The sequence below is a fragment of the Laceyella sediminis genome, assembly GCF_003003125.1.
GTDB lineage: Bacteria > Bacillota > Bacilli > Thermoactinomycetales > Thermoactinomycetaceae > Laceyella > Laceyella tengchongensis.
In genome coordinates this window covers 1-16,288 of record NZ_PVTZ01000016.1, presented here as the reverse complement: position 1 = coordinate 16,288, position 16,288 = coordinate 1, and the positions used below count along the sequence as shown (strand labels likewise).

Genomic DNA, 16,288 nt, shown 5'->3' with positions numbered 1-16,288 from the left:
GGTGGTGTGCGCGCGCCGAACAGCGGGAAAATAAAAAGAGAACACGCCGCGGATGGTTGCGTGCGTGTCCCCAAGGGTTATTGATCTTCTGTATTAACCATATGGTGCGCCGCCATAACTAGCCGCGCCCACAGTGACTCGCGGACAGCTCCCTGTACCCCAGCTTCGTCCAATGCTTCGCTCATGCAAGCTAACCACGCTTCTGCGCGGGCGGGGGTGATAGGGAAGGGGAGGTGCCGCGCCCTAAGCATCGGATGGCCGTATTTCTCCGAATACAGGGGAGGGCCACCCAAAAATTGCGTGAGAAACAACCTCTGTTTTTCCATCACAGGTGTGATGTCCTCAGGGAAAATCGGCTTCAGCAAGGGATGCGCCTGCACTCGTGGGTAGAAAGCCTCCACAATCGCGCGCACCGTTTTTGCGCCGCCGATGGCTTCGTAGGGTGTTTTCGTTTGATCCATTATGTACACCTCCTAATGGGGCGCTCCAGAGCAGGCCCTAATCCAATGTTGCCTTAATTTGCTAGCGCGTTTGCGTCACCGCAACTCCTCTCAGTGAGAGGGTTTCATCTTTTTGAAAGCCCGTTCTACGGCACGCACAGTAAATTGGATGTCTTCTTCGCTATGGGCGGTGGTGAGGAACCAAGCTTCATATTTGGATGGGGCCAAATAGACGCCTTCTTCAAGCATTAATCGGAAAAACTGGCCGAACAGCTCACCGTCAGCTCGCTTCGCGCCTTCATAATCCGTCACCTGCTCTTCGGTGAAGTAGACGGTGAACGCTCCCCCTACCCGGTTCAGGCTGATCGTGATGCCATGTTTCTTGGCCAAGCGCTTGATCTCGTCTGCCAAGGTTTTGCCCATTTGATCCAACCGTTCGTAAGTCCCGGGTTGTCTGAGGGTTTCAACACAGGCGATTCCGGCAGCGATGGAGAGGGGATTGCCAGCCATGGTTCCAGCTTGGTACATCGGTCCCATCGGTGAGACTTTTTCCATGATATGCCGTTTGCCGCCATAGGCGCCGATGGGCAGGCCGCCGCCGATGATTTTTCCGAGAGCGGTCAAGTCGGGCTCGACACCGTACATGGTTTGGACGCCGCCGTAGTGGAAGCGGAAGCCGGTGATCACTTCATCATAGATCACAAGCGCGCCCGCTTCATGAGCCAGCTTGTTCACTGTTTGCAGAAAGCCAGGGTTAGGCGGAACGATGCCGAAGTTGCCGACCAAAGGTTCCACCAAGACCGCCGCGATCTCATCGCCCCAATGGTCGAGCGCTTCTTGCAAAGTGTCGATCCGGTTGTAGGGGACTGTAATCACTTCTTGCGCGATGCTGACGGGAACCCCTGCGCTGTCGGGCGTGCCGAGTGTGGAAGGACCCGAACCGGCAGCAACCAGCACCAAGTCGGAGTGCCCGTGATAGCAACCGGCGAATTTCAGTATCTTGTTGCGGCCGGTGTAGGCGCGGGCCAAGCGGATGGTGGTCATCACCGCTTCGGTGCCACTGTTGACGAAGCGAATCTGTTCCATGGTCGGGATCGCTTCACGGAGCATGGTGGCAAACCGCACCTCTTTTTCTGTAGGTGTGCCATACAACACGCCAGCGGAAGCCGTTTCGATGATGGCGGCAGTCACGACAGGATGAGCGTGACCCAAGATGATAGGGCCGAATGCGGCCAAATAATCGATGTATCGGTTTCCGTCCTCATCCCAGAAATATGGTCCTTGCGCTTTTTTCATAAAAATGGGCGTGCCGTTGCCCACAGCACGAAAAGACCGTGATGGACTGTTCACACCGCCCACGATCACATCGCACGCTTCATTATATAATTGAATAGAACGGTCGATTTTCAATAGCACTTCCTCCTTTATTCCATCTTTGTCAATTGTAACGCTGTTTTCCCATACTGCCTAGGCTTCGAGGCGCAAGACTTGTTGTTGTCTCAACGTTTGCACCTGTGATATTCTCAGATTGGGAATATATACGGTTTTTACGGATTGTAAGAATATAACTTGGTTGTTGGAATTGGGAAGAAATGTTTGGAGGCGAAGAATGTTGTCGTTTTTTGGAGTGGGTGAAATATACCGAAATGGTTATCGGGTAGAACATGTCGTAAAATTTTTTGATGGGGAACTCGCGGTGGCTCGCAAAGACGACCAACGGTTTTATTTGCAATCCGCAATGTTACAGAAGCAAGCCCCTTCGCGGGCGATTCAGCAATACCGCACTTTGCACCATCCGCTTGTGCTTCCGTATGACGAAGTATATACAGAAGAGCGCTCCATCGTATTCATTCGACCTTATGAGGCGATTCACCCGCTGCGTGAAGTAATTTCTTCGCGGGAGGTTGATGAAGATCAAGTGGTCGAGTGGGGGCGTCAGCTACTTTCTTTGGAAATCGAGTTAAAGTCCAAGCCCATGCCCATGTATTTGTTGTTGGATCCGCGCAACATTGGGCTAAACGACCAGGATGAATTACGTGTACTTTTTTGCGGATTGGAACAGATTACGGCCCAATCGCGCACATTGGATTGGGGTTCGTTTTTTTTCAGCCTGCTTTCAGGTCAGTACTTGGAGGAGCCGTTGGACAAAATGCCAGCCGACTTTCCTTGTTCCAAGCCCATGTCCAGGCTGATCCAGCGCAGCTTGAAAAAACAATCGCCTGAGTCGGTGCTGTCCCAGATTGATGCGTACAAGAAAAAGCAGAAGCAGGGCGGGGGGTTCTTCGATTTCCTGTTCGGCTCGACAAAAGAGGAAACCAAACCGCGACCGAAAAAAGTGGAGGCGCAAGCCGCTAAAGAACAGCCGGTGCCGAAGCAGCAGAAGGATGAGGAACCGTCCCCGGTTACCGAAACGCCCGTGGCCCCCGCGGACAACAGAGAAGAACAGGAACAGCTCTATCGCAAGTTGGAAGAAGAGCGCCTAGAGCAGTTGCGCTTGGAGTTTGAGCGGCGCCAAGAGGAGCTGTTGCGGAAACAACGGGAAGAATTGGAGCGCAAACAACAGGAGCTCTTGGAAAAGCAACGCCAGGAGTTTGAACAAAAAGAGCGGGAGCTTTTGGCCAAGCAGAAAGAAGAGTTTAAGCAACGCATCACTGAACCGGAAGAACAAGAAAGCTGGGAACGTGAGCAAGAAGAGAAAGAGCGGCTCGAGCAAGAGAAAAAAGAACAAGAGAGACTAGAACAAGAGCGCCTCGAGCAGGAGAAAAAAGAGCAAGAGCGGTTGGAGGAAGAAAAGCGCAAGCGTGAGGAGGCGGAGCGCGCCCGGCAGGAAGAAGAGCGCCGTGCCTGGGAGCAGCGTGAACGCGAACGGATTGAGAAAGAGCAAGAGGACCGTGTGCAAGCCGAATTAGAAAAGCTGAAGCAGGAACGACTGGAGTGGGAGAAGAAGCGGCAGGAGCTGGAACGCAAAGAGGAGGAGCTCAAGGAGCGCTTGCAAAAGGAATTTGAAGTGTTGGCGCAAAAGCTCTTGGAAAAACAAGAAGAAGAATTCCGGCGGCGCCAAGAAGAGATGCTCAAAGCCCAACGGGAACTCCTGGAGAGCAAGACCAAGGAACGGTTGGAGAAACAGCGGGAGGAGCTTGAACAGACATCCAAGCGTTACCTGATCACTCCGCAACACACCAAACCGCGCGCAAGCCTGTTTGATTTATTGCCCAAGGATCATCAGTTAAAGGGCAAGCCACAGAGCGAAGCGGAGCCAACGCCGCCGGCGGAGGAGCAACCAGAACAGGTTGATCCGCAACCACCGGTAGCCGAAGCCAAGCAGGAAAAAGAAAAGCGAGGCAGCGAGGAGAAAGCCAGCTTGCGCCAGGAGAAGTTGGAGCGTGAAAGCCAGGAGCAAGATCAGTTGGCATTGCAGTTTGAAGAATATATGAAGCAGATGATGGGCGATGAGTCTTAAGCCGCCCAGTCTCTCCCTTTTTTACCATGTGAAGGAGTGACAGTGCATGATGCCGATTTTCAAATCGTTGGCGAGTATCGGGATTGGGTCAGCGACCGTTGATACGCGCCTTGAATCAAAACAATTTCATCCGGGTGACACCGTCAAAGGCGAGGTGTTGGTCAAAGGGGGGCAGGCACCACAGGATATCACCACCATCTATCTCTATTTGGTTGCCGATGTTTCCAAGGGAGATAAGAAGACGCAAGTGACCATTGAAAAGTACCAACTGTCCCAACCATTTACCATCCAAGCGGAAGAGCGGAAGCTGATTCCGTTCCAGATCAAGCTTCCGATGTCCACGCCCATGTCGACAGGTAATTATCCTGTCTATTTTAAAACCGGCTTGGATATAAAAATGGCCATTGATCCAACAGATTTAGATAAAATTGAAGTGTTTCCTACTCCGCTGGTGCAAAAGTTGCTCAAACAAGTGGAGGACGCTGGTTTTATCTTGTACCGGATCCACAATGAACATGATACGACGGCCAAACCGCACCCGTTTTTTCAGATGTTTCAATTCAAGCCGACGGGTCGCTACCACGGCTACGTTGATGAATTGAATATTATCTTTTTTGTCTCTGAAGTCAGCATTCATATGGAAATCGAAATGATCCGTTCGGGACGGGTACTTAACAGCTCGTTTGCGTGGGAATATCATGATCCTAACGGCACCTTGTTTATCAATGATCAGAAAGTCGCCGACGATCCATTGTTGAAGATTCAGGAGATGTTGAACCGCAAGCCGGGTAATACCTTGGCCTAAAGGCGTAGGATACATGGTAAAAAATAAATTCACTTAGAAGAGAGGGAGCTTGAGCATATGTCGTTTTTTGGTAAAGCGTTAGCAAGCATCGGTGTAGGCTCCGCCAAAGTGGACACCCGCTTGGAAAAAGCCACATATCGCCAGGGGGATATCATTCGCGGGGAGGTATTCGTGCAAGGAGGACAAGCCCCGCAACTGATTGAGGATATCTATCTATATTTGGTCATGCAGTACCAGCACGAAGGGTCTGAGCATGAATACGTCATCGATGAATTCCGCCTGACGGACGCTTTTGAGATCGGTGTGCGGGAAACGCAAGTGTTGCCGTTCCAATTCCAGTTACCGTATGATGCACCGGTATCGACGGGAGGTTCTCCCATTTATGTGAAAACGGGTTTGGACATCAAAATGGCAGTGGATCCAAGTGATACGGACGGAATCGAGATTTTGCCCCACCCGCTAGTCGATACCGTGTTGCACGCGGTAGAAGAGGTGGGCTTTCGTTTGAGCAGTGTCAACTTCGCCTTCGACAAGTTTTATTCTCGCCATCCGTTTGTCCAAGAATACCGCCTTGCGCCGTTGGGGCCCTATCAAGCGGAGTTGGATGAAATCATCCTTGTCTTCTATCCGCATATGAGTGAAGTGGACGTGATCCTGTCATTGGATCGCAAAGCCGTCGACCTGATGAGTTCGATGGAAGAGGCGTTAAATTTGGATGAGCGGATCATTCGGTTCACGGTGTCGCAAAAGGAAGTGGAGCATACCACTACCCAATTGCAAGCGAAAATCAAACAACTGATTGATCAGCATCTGTAAAGGAGAAAAGCCAACTTCTCGCGCGGGAAGTTGGCTTTTGTAGATCAGTCGGTGCGATAGCCGAGGGCTGAGAAAGCGGCTTAATGAAACTTTATTAAAGTAAGTTGCTTATAATGTCTTCGCAAAAAAACTTTTTTTTGGTATGCTATAGAAGGCAATGGGAAAAATGCTTTTGAAATAGACAGTAGTTGGGTATTCCATGTTGGGAATGCCTTTTTTCGTTAGTATCTTTGAAAACAACAGAAGGCCATCCCCAAGCCTTCTGTTTCATGGCAGTGATTGTGAAAGGAGTGGGAGGATGCGTTCGATTGAAGCGCGTGGCCTGACAAAAGAATTCAAGGTGTATCAAAGCCGCCCGGGGCTCAAGGGTGCGTTTCGCGATCTGCTGAACAGGCAATATCGCACCATTCGCGCGGTAGATGCCATTGATTTGACGATTGAACAAGGTGAGATGGTAGCCTACATCGGTGAAAACGGAGCCGGAAAGTCGACAACGATCAAGATGTTGACCGGTATTTTGCAACCGACGGCCGGTGAATTGAAAGTGAATGGTTTCGATCCGCACCGGGAGCGGGAGAAATTTGTCAAGACGATCGGCGTGGTTTTCGGGCAACGGAGCCAGTTGTGGTGGGACATCGCCGTGCAAGAATCTTTTCGGCTGTTGAAACAAGTGTACCAAGTGCCTGACGCCGACTATAAACAACGGCTGGACCGGATGATCGAGGTGTTGGACATCGGTGGGCTTTTGGATCAGCCGGTGCGCAAACTAAGCCTTGGGCAACGGATGCGGTGTGAATTGGTCGCGGCGCTGATCCACCAACCGAAGTTGTTGTTTTTGGACGAACCGACGATTGGGTTGGATGTGCTGGTGAAAGAGAACATCCGCCGGTTTTTGCGGGAGATTAACCGTGAATTTGGTACGACTGTGCTGTTGACGACACATGACATCTCCGACATTGAAGCTCTTTGTTCCCGCGTAGTGATGCTAGATCAGGGCAAAGTGATTTATGACGGCGGTTTGCAAGAGCTTCGCCGCAATTGGGCCAAAGGGAAAAAAGTGCACTTCGAGTTGGCGCGGGAAGTGGACATGAGCGAGCTGGAAGCGAGAACGGCAGGCATGCCGCTTCGCTGGGAGCGAAAAGGGGAGCGGCAAGTCGTCTTGCATTTGGAACAACCTGATTTGGCTGTCTCCGACGTGTTAGCGCAAATTGTTCAGCATGTGCATATTGTCGAGATGCAGATTGAAGAAGTGTCGACGGAAGAGATTGTGCGCAAGATTTACCAGGAGGGGATGACGCTTGCTTAAAATGTATTTGGAAGTCATCCGCATCCGGTTTCTGATGATGTTGGCTTATCGTGTGAACTATTACAGCGGGATCGTGATTTACAGCATCAATATCGGCGTCTATTATTTTCTGTGGATGTCTATTTACGGGGATAAGCCCTCGTTGCAGGGCCTGACCGCGGTGCAAATGGCTACCTATATCGCCGTCTCTTGGATGGCGCGGGCTTTTTACTTTAACAACTTGGATCGGGAGATTGCGCAAGAAATTCGGGACGGCACGGTGGCGATCCAATTGATCCGCCCATACCACTATTTGATTGTTAAAGCATTTCAAGGATTGGGGGAGGGCGTGTTCCGTCTGCTACTGTTCAGCGTGCCGGGCATGCTGGTGGTGTCGCTTGTGTTTCCGTTGGATCTTCCCGGATTATCGTGGGATTGGTTGAAGTTTGCCTGTAGCTTGTTCCTTGGTTTTATCATCAATGTGGAAGTGAACTTGCTGACAGGGGTGCTGGCCTTTTTTATTTTGAACAATGAAGGGATGATTTGGGCCAAACGCATGATTGTGGATCTTTTGTCCGGATTGACAATCCCGATCTCCTTCTTCCCGGGATGGGCGCAGGCGGTGCTCAGCTACCTGCCCTTCCAGGCGATCAGCTATCTGCCCAGCATGGTGCTCGTTAAAGGCCTCTCGGGGGATGCGTTTTGGCATGCGCTCTCGGTGCAGGCGGCTTGGTGCGTCCTGTTGGCAATCCCCGTGCAACTCATTTGGCTGAGAGCGCGTAAAACCTTGATTGTGCAGGGGGGCTAATATGTTTCATCTTCGATTGTTAGTCGAGTATTTCAAACAATATATGAAGACCCGCATGTCTTATCGCGGCGATTTTTTGGTTCAATTCATTAGCAATTTTTTTCACCAAGGGCTTAATCTGGTTTTCATCCTGGTCGTGTTCCAACATACCCCGAGTTTGAAGGGGTGGAGCCAAGCTGAAGTGATTTTCATCTATGGGTATTTCCTAATCCCATGGGCGATCTTTTCTTCCTTTTTAAATCTGTGGAGTTTTAATGATCGTTATATCATCAAAGGAGAATTGGATCGGGTATTGACGAGGCCGGTGCACAGCTTAGTGCAGGTCATCATGGAGACGATGGCTCCCGAATCCCTGATCGGGGTGCTGACGGGAGGCATCGTGATGGGCGTGGCCGGGTGGCATCTGGATCTGGACTGGACTTGGTATGATCCGCTGTTGTTCGTTGTATTCACGCTGGGGGGTGTGCTGATCTACGCAGGCATCTTCATCGCGCTGACCAGCATCAGCTTGTACACCGATTCCAAATCGGATATTCAACCGATTATGTTTAATATCAGCAACTACGGTCGCTATCCGACCAATATTTATCATAAAATAATTCAGTTCACATTGACTTGGATTTTGCCGTTTGCATTTGTCGGGTTCTATCCGGCCAGCTATCTGCTGGATCACGGTGAATGGAAGATATATGCTTTGCTCACCCCGGTGGTGGGGGCCGCCTATTTGGCTTTCGGTATCTTTTGCTGGAACCGCGGCATCAAGCACTACCGGGGAGCAGGGAATTAAGGCATCACATCATTTTATAGCCTGTCCAACAAGCCAACAGACCGATTGTGCCGCTGAACAAGAGATACAGCATGGCGGCTAATCGGTTTTTTGTTTGCCATAACTCCAACCATTCTACAGTGAACGTGGAGAAAGTGGTAAATCCGCCGAGAAAACCAGTGGTGAATGGATGGCTGTGCGCCAAGGCTGAGGCGAGTGATTCAGCGCCGGCAGAGCCGAGGGCGAGTCCGAGCGCGAAACAGCCGCTCACATTGATCAAAAACGTGGCCCAGGGGAAAGAGCATCGCGAACAGTGGGCTTTGATCCACTTTCCGATAAGATGGCGGGCGACGGCGCCCAAACTGCCGCCCAATCCGATGAATATTGTGGTCATCATGCATTTCGTCCCTTTCCGATCTGCGCCCCCAACCACGCGCATCCAAGTCCGCCGATGAGAGAGAGACTGCCATATCCGAAAGCTGCCGGGGAGGGGAGGCTCAACCATTCCGCACAAAAGGTGGAAAACGTGGTGAATGAGCCGATCAGTCCGGTCGCCAATCCAAGCCGAATCCGAGGATGGAGGGGAAAGCCCCGTGCATAAGTGATTAAAGCGAGACAAAACGATCCGATCAGATTCACAGCCAATGTGCCCCATGGGAAATGAGCTGTGGGAATCCATTTGGACGCGGCGAAGCGCAAAGTGGTGCCGACAAAGCCGCCAATGGCCACTGCGATGATGTCGCGCATGGTAGTTCCTCCTTCACAAATCCATGCCTTTAGCATAGGGAATAGGGAGGAGCAAATCAATCCCCAGGCGGGGCTGTGTCCTCGGTGTCATCATCGTCACCGCCGATGTGGGTGTTTCCCTGCTGTTTGACGACCTGTTCGATGATTTCACCGACACCATTTTCTTCGCCTGTTGCGGTCAGGCCGATATTCAAGGTGCCGCTCAATGTTTCCACATGCAATTCATGGATTTTGTATTCGATTTTATCGATGTGAAGGGGCTTCAGCTGTTTTACCTGCTGTTGCAACGCTTCGTTTTCATTTACCAGCATTTGCAATTTATTTTCCAGCGAGTAGATCCGTTCCCAAAGTATGCGCAGGATGTGGTCGGGGTCGTATCCATGCAACCGGGGTCCCTCCTCTGTCGTCTTGTTAAAGTATATGGAGGCTGTACACCGGTTCATGCAACCTTTTGTGACAAGTGGGGGACGCAATGCATAAAATATGGGCAACTGCGGACGCAAAAGCCAGGCGGGAGCAAAGGGGGAGCTTGCGATGATAAGCCAACTTTCCAATAAAGGATGGAACCAATTGGCGCGCCAATTTTTGGGGGATGACTTCTTTGAAGATATCCTTTCGGCGGCGGAGCGCAAAGGGCCGGCAGCGGATGTGTATCATGGGAAAAACGAAGTGATTGTCGTTGTTGATTTGCCGGGAATGGATAATATTCAGTCATTGGAAATGAAGGTGGAGAACGATACCTTGTGGCTGTCTGGACGCTTTTCAATCCCTTACAACGGATATCGCATGACGCTGGCGGAACGGAGCCGGGGTGAATTTCAAAAATGCATTCCCTTAGGAGCCCCCGTGTCCAAAAACTACACCAGTGCACGCTACCGCAGGGGGGTTTTGGAAATCCGCTTTAACAAACTCCCCAGCAAGCGAGGAGCTTCCAAACTGAGAATCAAGGAGACGTCCTAACATGAGACCGGTGTAAAGGGGGGAAGCGCACTTGGGCACCATCAACAACATTTTTAATGTGAAGATCAACAGCGTTTCCAGCGCGGCGACGATCAATTTCGGAAGCACCATCAACATTGGGCAAGAAGCGTTAACCAAGTCACTTGGGGGATCGTCACCCGTGGGTGATTTCCCGCGCAACATCGATTTGGAAAAGAACGTCTATCTCGATCCTGATTTCTTTGACGGGAGCGGTGGTGGTTAATGATTAACATCTATATCCGCGCGATCAAAATTAATGCGGTGTATGATGCCGCTTCGCTCAATGTCGGTACCACTTTTAATCTGGTCAATAAGGCCGCCGGGGAGGAAGAGAAGGAGGAGGTACCGCAACCGTCCCAGCCCCAAACGGAGCCCAGCACACCACCACCCTTGCCTCCCGGACCTATCGGGCCAGGCCCCAGTAACCATGATTAAAACCGAACCGGGAAAAGGTGCATGGGAGGATGTCTCCTATCATCGCAAGAGTGGAAACGTCTATAATCGGAGTATAATGAAACGGAGAAGGCATGGCAGTAGGAGGATGGCATGAGTAGAAACGTATTGTTGGTGGAAGACGAGGGGAACATCGCCCGTTTTCTCCAATTGGAGCTGGAATATGAGGGATATCGGGTAACCGTCGCGCCAACGGGCAGGAAGGCGTTGGAGTTGTGGGAAACGGGCCAGTGGGACATGTTGATATTGGATGTGATGTTGCCTGATTTAAGTGGCATGGAGATTTGCCGCCGCATCCGCGGGCAAAGCCAGGTGCCTATCATCATGCTGACGGCGCGCGATGCGGTGCCTGACCGGGTGAGCGGTTTGGATGCTGGCGCGGATGATTATCTGACCAAACCGTTTGCCATTGAAGAGCTATTGGCGCGCATGCGGGCGATTGAACGGCGGCAATCGCAATGGAGTCAACCGCTGACCAAGCTCACACTCGATCCGTTGGTTGTTCTGTTGGAAGAACGGACGGTGACGGTGGCGGGAAAAGAGTTGAAATTGACGACGCGCGAGTTTGATTTGCTCGCCTACCTGATGCAAAACAAAAACCATGTGTTGACCCGGGAAATGATTCTTGACAAAGTGTGGGGGTATTCATACACGGGAGATACCAACGTGGTGGATGTTTATATCCGCTATTTGCGTGTGAAATTGGAGCAAATGGGATGCCAAAACATCATCGAGACGGTCAGAGGGGTTGGCTATGTTATTCGCGAACATTAAAATGCCCATTCGTTGGCGTTTGTCGTTGCTATTGACAGTGGGCTTAATCGGCATCCTCGTTTTGTTTCATATTTTCGTGTACTTTGCTCTGAAAAATTGGCTGGTCCACACCGAAGAAACCGTTCTTAAGAGCAAACTGGCGTCGATCAAGCAGGTTCATGAACAGAAAGAACTATCGGAATTGCCCTATTCGGTTTGGTTGCCGTCGTTGATCGAACACGGTCAGGCAGTCAGGATCATTTTCGCCGGTAAAGCCGCCGGCGTTGTGGACAAGGGGATTCCTTCCGAAGTGTTTTTGCAGGAGGGACAAGCTGCTCCCCGGCGGAGCTTGGTGCAGGTGGGTTCAAAGAGTGTCCTTATTCTGACCACGCCGATTGAGCGGGATCGGGGACGCATCGAGCTGTACACCGACTTCTCCTTTGTCACCCAATATTTGCACATGGCCTTGGGCGTATTGGTTACAGCATCTGTGGCTTTGCTCTTGTTTGTCTTGGTCGGTGGGTATCTGACGGTCGCACTTGCGTTTCGTCCGGTATCAAAGATCATCCAGTCCGTGCAGGCATTTGATCCGGGGCAGCCGGCACATCGCTTGGAAATACCGGCCACAGGGGATGAGATTGCGTTGTTGTCCACAGTATTTAACTCGCTGTTAGATCGCATTTACACCAGCATGCAGAAGCAAAATGCCTTTGTCAGTGATGTATCGCATGAGTTGCGGACCCCGATCGCGGTCATCCGCGGATATGTAGGCTTGTTACGGCGGTGGGGGCTCAGCCGGCGGGAAGTGGCCGAAGAAGCGCTGGCGACAATGGATGAGGAACTGGAACGGGTGGAAAAGCTCACTGAGCGCTTGCTTCGGTTGGCCCGGTTTGAAGTGGATGAGCCGGCAAGCGAGTTGGAAGCGTTTGAGCTTACTTCCGTCGTCTCTGAGCGGGTTAAGCGGTGGCGGCATGTGCACCGCGCCTTGACGATTGCATATGAGGAGCCTGAGCAACCGCTGGGTGTGATCGGCTGGCGGGCCGACATGGAAGAATTGTTAGATATCTTGCTTGATAACGCCGGAAAGTACACCGGAGACGGCGGCTTGATCACTGTCTCCTGCACCAGAGAGGGGCAATGGATCGAACTCATTGTGCAGGACACAGGGCAGGGAATCGCGGCAGACGAGTTGCCCCGGGTGTTTGACCGCTTTTACCGGGCGAAAAGGCATGTCTCGCAAACCGGTAGTGGGTTGGGGTTGTCCATCGCGCAAAAGATTGTGGAGAGGGCACAAGGTACGATGGAAGTCCAAAGCCGGTTGGGATTGGGCACCAAGGTAATTGTTCGTTTGCCTGCACAACCAGGGGTGTAATCACTTCTCGTTTCTAATCTATTTTTAATCTGATTTTTATGATAATCTCACTTAACCCTTCTATGATGAAAATACATCATTTTAATATGAATGAAAGGGTTGAGCGAGATGAAAGTGATTGCCGAAATCCTGATCATGCTGTTAGTTGTGCCGGTTTGGGGGATTAAAGCGGTCTTCTCGCTCCAAAGTGTACAAGGGATTATCAAGCATTTTTTTTAACAAGCATTGCTTTATACGGATATATAAATAAAAGCGGGGAAGCTCCGAGTGACGGGAGTTTCCCCGCTTTTTCATGTTGGTGGCCGGCGCCGGATAAATCGGCGAAACCTGCTTCCTCCAACATATTTTCCAAAAACGAATGGATGTGACACCGATTTTGGTTTTCCGGTGCGGAACATGGTAGAATGGGGTCAATCATAATGGATGGTGGAGGTGCCAAGATGTTAAAGGTAGGAGAACCGGCGATTGACTTTACATTGGATGCAACCAATGGCCGAAAAGTATCTTTATCTGAGTTTCGGGGTCAAAATGTGGTACTTTTCTTTTATCCCAAAGATAACACCCCCGGCTGCACCATGGAGGCTTGCGAATTTCGCGACAAACACGCCGCTTTTGCGGAGTTGGACACCGTTGTGTTGGGCATTAGCCGCGATTCGATCGAATCTCATGAGAAGTTTATAAAAAAACACGACTTGCCGTTTTTGTTGCTGAGCGATCCGGATGGGACGGTATGCACGGCGTATGACGTGTTGAAAGAGAAGAACATGTTCGGTAAAAAATCCATTGGTATTGTACGGTCCACGTTTGTCATCGATCGCGAAGGCAAGCTGGCCAAAGTGGATTACAAGGTGAAAGTGGCCGGCCATGTGGAAGAAGTGTTGAATTTTGTCCGTGAACAGTTGAAGTAATTGATTCTTGTTGCCGGCGGTTTTCCTAGATGGGAAAACCGCTTCTGATTTCACCACGATAGAAAGGTGAGTGGGATGGAGCATTACGCATATGATTTGCCTGATTATTATGATTGGACCTCAACGGGACTCGATCGGGATGTGACTTACTATGTGGATTTAGCGAAAGCTAGTGGCGGACCTGTACTAGAATTGGGGTGCGGGACGGGGAGGATCAGTTTGGCGATTGCCCGGGCGGGAATTCCCGTCGTCGGCGTAGACAATTCACCGGCCATGCTCAACCGTGCCCGGCAGAAAGCAGAACAGATGGAGCTTGCTGACAAGATTGAGTGGATCGAAGCGGATATGGCTCGCATGGAGCTGACAGGGCAGTTTCCGCTGATTATCATTCCCTATCGTTCCTTTTTGCACTTGTTAACTGTTAATGACCAAGTGGAGACGTTGAAGCGTGTTCGGCGCTATCTTACCGATGACGGCCTCTTCGCTTTTAATATCTTTGTACCCAAACTGTGGGACTTGATTGAAAAGGACAGTAAACTGTCATATTGTGGTGCTTTTCCCGTCCCTGGAACGCAAGAGTTGATTGAAGTGAACGATTACACTGAATTTGATCATTACCGTCAAACCGCCCGTGTCATCCGTTACATGGATCGCTATGACAAGGAAGGGCGGCAGTTGGAACGGGTTCGTGCCCAATTTGACTTGCGCTACCTGTTTCCGACGGAATGCTTTCACTTATTGACTCTGTGCGGTTTTCAGATCGTGAACAGCTATGGTACTTTCCACCGCAGTACATTTGATGAATTCAGCGAAGAATTGATCATTGAAGCGGTGAAGCGGAAGATCGAGAGGGATGACCGGCATGGATGAGCGCTGGATGGGGAAACAGAGCGCTGCGGTCAGGGTCGTGTCAACGGCCAAAATCAGTAGTAAGCATCAGCAAGCATTGACCACGGATTATCCGCATGTCCGCTTCTCTTTCTTCGATCATATCGAACAAGCGGCAACGGCTTTGCCTGATGCGGAAGTGATGATCACTTACGGGGAAGACCTTGATGAAGAACGGATTGCCCAATGCCGCCAATTGCGTTGGATTCACGTGATTAGCGCTGGTCTGGAGAAGATGCCGTTTCAAGCGATCAGCGCGCGTGGGATTCGGGTGACCAACGCCAGGGGTATTCATGCTGTCCCCATGTCGGAATACGCGCTGGCCGTCATGTTGCAGATCACTCGGCGAACCGATCAGCTGAGGGACTTGCAACGGGACAAACGGTGGGATCGCACCATCCGCGTGGGAGAGTTGGCGGGGCAAACGTTGCTTGTGTTGGGGGCGGGAGCGATTGGGCAAGCCATCGCCCAGAAAGCGCAAGCGTTTGCCATGACAACCATCGGTGTCAATACCGACGGTCGGGAAACGCCACACTTTGACCGCATGGTGAGCATAGGCCAACTGCACTTGGTGCTGGGGCTTGCCGATTTCATCGTGTTGACTGTGCCCCAGACCCCGGAGACCGTCGGGCTGATCGGGCGTGAGGAATTGAGGAAGATGAAGCCGACGGCCACCCTCATCAATCTCGCCCGCGGAGCCGTGGTGGATGAGGTGGCGCTACTCGACGCGCTGCGGGAGCGAACCATTGCCCAGGCCGTATTGGATGTGTTCCAGCAAGAGCCGTTGCCGGCGGCACATCCTTTCTGGGAGCTGGACAATGTGATTCTCACCCCCCATCTTTCCGGCCGTTCGCCCCGCTACATGACCCGAGCGCTGGAGGGATTCCGTCGCAACTTGGACGCCTACTTGCGGGGCGCGAAACGGATGGAGAACGAAATCGACGCCGAGAAAGGCTACTGAGGCCATGCTATAATGGGTAAGGCTTGATTATGACCGATGACCAGGGAGAGGAGGGAGAAGCGCATGAAGCCAAAACCAAAGCGGGTTCCGACCAGAAAAATATTGGACATCCTGGCGCAGATGTACCCGGATGCCCACTGTGAGTTGGAATACCGCAATCCGTTTGAATTATTGATCGCCACAATCTTGTCGGCACAATCCACCGACCGGCAAGTGAACAAAGTGACGGCGGGACTTTTCGCCAAATTCCCCACCCCCGATTCGTTTCTCACCTTGACCGAAGCGGAGCTGGCGGAGCATATCCGGGGCTTGGGTTTGTTCCGTAATAAAAGTAAAAACATCCTGAAAACCTGTGAGATTTTGGTGGAGAAATACGGTGGAGAAGTGCCGCAAGACCGGGAGAAGTTAGAGGCGCTTCCCGGCGTCGGACGCAAAACGGCCAATGTTGTCCTGAGCAACGCTTTTGGTATTCCAGCCTTGGCCGTCGATACGCATGTTCAGCGTGTCGCCAACCGCCTAGCCCTCGCCGACAGCGAAAATGTGCTCGAGACGGAGCGCCAGCTGATGAAACGCGTCCCTCGCGCCGAGTGGAGTGATACCCACCACCGTATCATCTGGCATGGCCGCCGCATCTGTAGCGCAAGAAGCCCCAAATGCCACCAGTGTGATCTATACCCTTATTGTTGGTATGGCAAACAGGTGGAACCAGTGAAAAAATAGGACAAAAAGCTGACAAGAGATCTTGTCAGCTGAGGCTGCTGACAAACTGCCTTGAAAGGCAGGGTCAGCAGCCTTTTTTGTCGAATCAATAAAAAACACTCTATAAGGAGTTTTTTCTATGTTTA

General features: G+C 51.4%; 20 protein-coding genes. 15 read left to right on the top strand and 5 right to left on the bottom strand.

Annotation, left to right across the window (positions count from 1 at the left end; translation table 11 throughout):
• Positions 1-77: 77 nt before the first annotated feature.
• Positions 78-464, bottom strand: a complete 387-nt coding sequence (locus CLV36_RS15025) for a globin domain-containing protein (RefSeq protein ID WP_029071690.1) — start codon at positions 462-464, stop codon at positions 78-80.
• A gap of 87 nt (positions 465-551) precedes the next feature.
• On the bottom strand, positions 552-1,850 hold the full coding sequence (locus CLV36_RS15020; protein WP_106343214.1) for a glutamate-1-semialdehyde 2,1-aminomutase: 1,299 nt from the start codon (positions 1,848-1,850) through the stop codon (positions 552-554).
• Positions 1,851-2,049: 199 nt separating this feature from the next.
• On the opposite strand from CLV36_RS15020, the gene CLV36_RS15015 reads away from it, so the two are divergent.
• From CLV36_RS15015 to CLV36_RS14990, 6 genes are all read left to right on the top strand, one after another.
• Positions 2,050-3,900 carry a coiled-coil domain-containing protein gene (locus CLV36_RS15015; protein ID WP_106343213.1) on the top strand — a complete coding sequence of 617 codons (1,851 nt, stop codon included), beginning with the start codon at positions 2,050-2,052 and terminating at the stop codon, positions 3,898-3,900.
• A 46-nt stretch (positions 3,901-3,946) separates the two neighbouring features.
• A complete protein-coding gene (locus CLV36_RS15010; RefSeq protein ID WP_054095621.1) occupies positions 3,947-4,705 on the top strand; it encodes a sporulation protein in 759 nt (252 codons plus the stop codon).
• 57 nt (positions 4,706-4,762) lie between these two features.
• Entirely contained in the window at positions 4,763-5,521 is a 759-nt protein-coding gene (locus CLV36_RS15005; protein ID WP_022735676.1) for a sporulation protein, read from the top strand.
• 298 nt (positions 5,522-5,819) lie between these two features.
• A complete protein-coding gene (locus CLV36_RS15000) occupies positions 5,820-6,827 on the top strand; it encodes an ABC transporter ATP-binding protein (RefSeq protein ID WP_106343212.1) in 1,008 nt (335 codons plus the stop codon).
• A 1-nt stretch (position 6,828) separates the two neighbouring features.
• A complete protein-coding gene (locus tag CLV36_RS14995; RefSeq protein ID WP_102993747.1) occupies positions 6,829-7,614 on the top strand; it encodes an ABC transporter permease in 786 nt (261 codons plus the stop codon).
• Between the two features lies 1 nt (position 7,615).
• A complete protein-coding gene (locus CLV36_RS14990; RefSeq protein ID WP_106343211.1) occupies positions 7,616-8,401 on the top strand; it encodes an ABC transporter permease in 786 nt (261 codons plus the stop codon).
• 4 nt (positions 8,402-8,405) lie between these two features.
• Here CLV36_RS14990 and crcB read toward each other — a convergent pair whose 3' ends face one another.
• The 3 genes from crcB to gerPC are packed head-to-tail and all read right to left on the bottom strand — an operon-like array spanning position 8,406 to position 9,513.
• Positions 8,406-8,777 (bottom strand): fluoride efflux transporter CrcB, encoded by a 372-nt coding sequence (crcB, locus tag CLV36_RS14985; protein WP_181353095.1) that lies wholly within the window; start codon positions 8,775-8,777, stop codon positions 8,406-8,408.
• Positions 8,774-9,127 carry a fluoride efflux transporter FluC gene (locus tag CLV36_RS14980; RefSeq protein ID WP_106343209.1) on the bottom strand — a complete coding sequence of 118 codons (354 nt, stop codon included), beginning with the start codon at positions 9,125-9,127 and terminating at the stop codon, positions 8,774-8,776. Before CLV36_RS14980 ends, crcB begins: the two co-directional genes overlap by 4 nt.
• A gap of 56 nt (positions 9,128-9,183) precedes the next feature.
• Positions 9,184-9,513, bottom strand: a complete 330-nt coding sequence (gerPC, locus tag CLV36_RS14975; RefSeq protein WP_223248013.1) for a spore germination protein GerPC — start codon at positions 9,511-9,513, stop codon at positions 9,184-9,186.
• 148 nt (positions 9,514-9,661) lie between these two features.
• Here gerPC and CLV36_RS14970 point away from each other — a divergent pair, with 148 nt between their 5' ends.
• The 9 genes from CLV36_RS14970 (at position 9,662) to nth (ending at position 16,163) form a co-directional block, all read left to right on the top strand.
• The gene (locus tag CLV36_RS14970; RefSeq protein ID WP_022735683.1) at positions 9,662-10,087 is read left to right on the top strand and encodes an Hsp20/alpha crystallin family protein; all 426 of its coding nucleotides are present in this window, start codon (positions 9,662-9,664) and stop codon (positions 10,085-10,087) included.
• Between the two features lie 31 nt (positions 10,088-10,118).
• Positions 10,119-10,331, top strand: a complete 213-nt coding sequence (locus tag CLV36_RS14965) for a spore germination protein (RefSeq protein WP_029071691.1) — start codon at positions 10,119-10,121, stop codon at positions 10,329-10,331.
• Complete coding sequence (locus CLV36_RS14960; protein ID WP_106343208.1) at positions 10,331-10,543, top strand: hypothetical protein; 213 nt, start codon at positions 10,331-10,333, stop codon at positions 10,541-10,543. The genes CLV36_RS14965 and CLV36_RS14960 overlap by 1 nt, the downstream gene beginning before the upstream one ends.
• A 111-nt stretch (positions 10,544-10,654) precedes the next feature.
• Positions 10,655-11,335, top strand: a complete 681-nt coding sequence (locus CLV36_RS14955; protein ID WP_022735685.1) for a response regulator transcription factor — start codon at positions 10,655-10,657, stop codon at positions 11,333-11,335.
• Positions 11,316-12,686 carry a sensor histidine kinase gene (locus tag CLV36_RS14950; protein ID WP_022735686.1) on the top strand — a complete coding sequence of 457 codons (1,371 nt, stop codon included), beginning with the start codon at positions 11,316-11,318 and terminating at the stop codon, positions 12,684-12,686. Before CLV36_RS14955 ends, CLV36_RS14950 begins: the two co-directional genes overlap by 20 nt.
• 440 nt (positions 12,687-13,126) lie before the next feature.
• Complete coding sequence (gene bcp / locus CLV36_RS14945) at positions 13,127-13,594, top strand: thioredoxin-dependent thiol peroxidase (RefSeq protein WP_106343207.1); 468 nt, start codon at positions 13,127-13,129, stop codon at positions 13,592-13,594.
• A gap of 75 nt (positions 13,595-13,669) precedes the next feature.
• On the top strand, positions 13,670-14,464 hold the full coding sequence (locus tag CLV36_RS14940) for a class I SAM-dependent methyltransferase (protein WP_106343206.1): 795 nt from the start codon (positions 13,670-13,672) through the stop codon (positions 14,462-14,464).
• Positions 14,457-15,443 carry a D-2-hydroxyacid dehydrogenase gene (locus tag CLV36_RS14935; RefSeq protein ID WP_181353094.1) on the top strand — a complete coding sequence of 329 codons (987 nt, stop codon included), beginning with the start codon at positions 14,457-14,459 and terminating at the stop codon, positions 15,441-15,443. Before CLV36_RS14940 ends, CLV36_RS14935 begins: the two co-directional genes overlap by 8 nt.
• 63 nt (positions 15,444-15,506) lie before the next feature.
• Complete coding sequence (nth, locus tag CLV36_RS14930) at positions 15,507-16,163, top strand: endonuclease III (protein WP_022735691.1); 657 nt, start codon at positions 15,507-15,509, stop codon at positions 16,161-16,163.
• The last annotated feature ends 125 nt before the right edge of the window (positions 16,164-16,288 follow it).

Excerpts from the sequence above, each read along its gene's own strand:
- CLV36_RS14960 (WP_106343208.1), top strand. The coding sequence starts at position 10,331 with ATGATTAACATCTATATCCGCGCGATCAAAATTAATGCGGTGTATGAT.
- CLV36_RS14955 (WP_022735685.1), top strand. The coding sequence starts at position 10,655 with ATGAGTAGAAACGTATTGTTGGTGGAAGACGAGGGGAACATCGCCCGT.
- CLV36_RS14935 (WP_181353094.1), top strand. The coding sequence starts at position 14,457 with ATGGATGAGCGCTGGATGGGGAAACAGAGCGCTGCGGTCAGGGTCGTG.
- CLV36_RS15015 (WP_106343213.1), top strand. The coding sequence starts at position 2,050 with ATGTTGTCGTTTTTTGGAGTGGGTGAAATATACCGAAATGGTTATCGG.
- crcB (WP_181353095.1), bottom strand. The coding sequence starts at position 8,777 with ATGATGACCACAATATTCATCGGATTGGGCGGCAGTTTGGGCGCCGTC.
- CLV36_RS15005 (WP_022735676.1), top strand. The coding sequence starts at position 4,763 with ATGTCGTTTTTTGGTAAAGCGTTAGCAAGCATCGGTGTAGGCTCCGCC.
- CLV36_RS14995 (WP_102993747.1), top strand. The coding sequence starts at position 6,829 with ATGTATTTGGAAGTCATCCGCATCCGGTTTCTGATGATGTTGGCTTAT.
- bcp (WP_106343207.1), top strand. The coding sequence starts at position 13,127 with ATGTTAAAGGTAGGAGAACCGGCGATTGACTTTACATTGGATGCAACC.
- CLV36_RS14970 (WP_022735683.1), top strand. The coding sequence starts at position 9,662 with ATGATAAGCCAACTTTCCAATAAAGGATGGAACCAATTGGCGCGCCAA.
- CLV36_RS14990 (WP_106343211.1), top strand. The coding sequence starts at position 7,616 with ATGTTTCATCTTCGATTGTTAGTCGAGTATTTCAAACAATATATGAAG.
- CLV36_RS14980 (WP_106343209.1), bottom strand. The coding sequence starts at position 9,127 with ATGCGCGACATCATCGCAGTGGCCATTGGCGGCTTTGTCGGCACCACT.
- nth (WP_022735691.1), top strand. The coding sequence starts at position 15,507 with ATGAAGCCAAAACCAAAGCGGGTTCCGACCAGAAAAATATTGGACATC.
- CLV36_RS15010 (WP_054095621.1), top strand. The coding sequence starts at position 3,947 with ATGATGCCGATTTTCAAATCGTTGGCGAGTATCGGGATTGGGTCAGCG.
- CLV36_RS15000 (WP_106343212.1), top strand. The coding sequence starts at position 5,820 with ATGCGTTCGATTGAAGCGCGTGGCCTGACAAAAGAATTCAAGGTGTAT.
- CLV36_RS14940 (WP_106343206.1), top strand. The coding sequence starts at position 13,670 with ATGGAGCATTACGCATATGATTTGCCTGATTATTATGATTGGACCTCA.
- CLV36_RS14950 (WP_022735686.1), top strand. The coding sequence starts at position 11,316 with ATGTTATTCGCGAACATTAAAATGCCCATTCGTTGGCGTTTGTCGTTG.